Source organism: Jatrophihabitans sp. (genome assembly GCF_036389215.1).
Taxonomy (GTDB): domain Bacteria; phylum Actinomycetota; class Actinomycetes; order Mycobacteriales; family Jatrophihabitantaceae; genus Jatrophihabitans_A.
Map to the genome: position 1 here is coordinate 1 of NZ_DASVQG010000002.1, position 1,588 is coordinate 1,588.

Sequence of the window (1,588 nt, forward strand, 5' to 3'; positions counted from 1 at the left end):
GGTGAACGGCGCACGACAGGATGAACGCATCAGAGTGGTCTCGGCATCAATCAATGGCATGCGGCGGAATGTCCTCCGGGTTGAGCTTAGTACTCCAGCCGTAGATCGCTTGATCTTGCTTGGGCTGTGAGGGGCGGCCACCGCGTGACCATCGTCGGGTGTGTGGACTGCGACAGAGCCCGCGGTGACCGCGGGTGTCAGGGTAGGACCTGCCGCCTGGCAGGCCGGGATCGATGAGCTGCTGGATCGGATAGCCGGCCGATTCGGCCGGGTGGAAGTGCGGCGTCGGGTGCGCGCCTTCGTACTCGGGCTGCTCGCGGATCTGCCGCGGAAGAACTGCTGGACGCTCGCCGAGCACGCCGGCGATGCCACGCCGGATGGCATGCAGCATCTGCTGGCTCGCGCCGGCTGGGACACCGACGGGGTCCGCGAGGACCTGTGCGACTACATCGTCGAGCATCTCGCCGATCCCGGTGCGGTCCTGGTGATCGATGAGACCGGGGATGTGAAGAAGGGCAGCCGCACCGTCGGAGTGCAGCGTCAGTACACCGGCACCGCCGGACGGATCGAGAACTCGCAGGTCGCGGTCTATCTGACCTACTCCGCCGAGCGCGGACATGCGCTGATTGACCGAGAGCTCTACCTTCCCAAGTCCTGGACCGACGACCCGGTCCGCTGCGCCAACGCCGGCGTGCCGGCCGAGGTGAAGTTTGCGACCAAGCCGGCGCTGGCGACCGCGATGCTGGACCGCGCGCTGGACGCCGAGGTGCCCGCGCGCTGGGTGGCCGGCGATGAGGTCTACGGCGCCGATCCAGACCTGCGCGCCGCGCTCGAGGCGCGGCCGATCGGCTATGTGCTGGCCATCGCCGGCAACCGACGGCTGCCCACGGCGGCCGGACCGATCCGCGCGGACGTCCTGGCCGCCGCCCTGCCTGCCCGCGCCTGGCAGCGGCTCTCGGCCGGGCCCGGTGTGAAGGGACAGCGGTACTACGACTGGGCCTGCATCGACCTCCCCCCTTCCGACCGCGCTACCCGTCCCGGCTGCTGGTGGTTGCTGATCCGCCGCTCGCGGCGCACCGGCGAGCTGGCCTTCTACCACTGCTACGCACCCACCCCGGTGCCGCTGACCCAGTTGGTCGCCGTCGCCGGGCGTCGTTGGACGATCGAGGAAAGCTTCCAGGGCGGCAAGGGCCTGGCCGGCCTCGATGAGCACCAGGTGCGCCGCTGGCTGCCGTGGCGGCGCTGGACGCTGCTGGCGATGCTCGCCTACGCCCTGCTCGTCGTCCTCGCCGCCGGCGAACACGCCGCCGGCTCGCCACCGAGCGGGCTGATCCCGCTGACCTGCAACGAGCTGCAGCGCCTAATGCTCCGGCTGGTCATCGAACCGAGCCGCCGGTCCGCCGATCCGCAGGCCTGGTCCTGCTGGCGGCGACGACATCAACACCGCGCCCGCGTCAGTCACTACCACCGCCAAGCGGCAGGACCTTCATGATCAAAGGATCTACGGCTGGAGTACTAGCTGGGTTGAGCGGGGTGTCTGCCGGGCAGCCGGTCGGCGAGGCGCAGATGAAGGCGCTGTTCGGGCAGG

At 69.8% G+C, this 1,588-nt stretch carries 1 protein-coding gene; it reads left to right on the forward strand.

The window, feature by feature from the left end:
• Positions 1-184 precede the first annotated feature (184 nt).
• Positions 185-1,492, forward strand: coding sequence for an IS701 family transposase (locus tag VF542_RS00030; RefSeq protein WP_422653739.1), 1,308 nt, complete (start codon positions 185-187; stop codon positions 1,490-1,492).
• Positions 1,493-1,588: the final 96 nt, after the last annotated feature.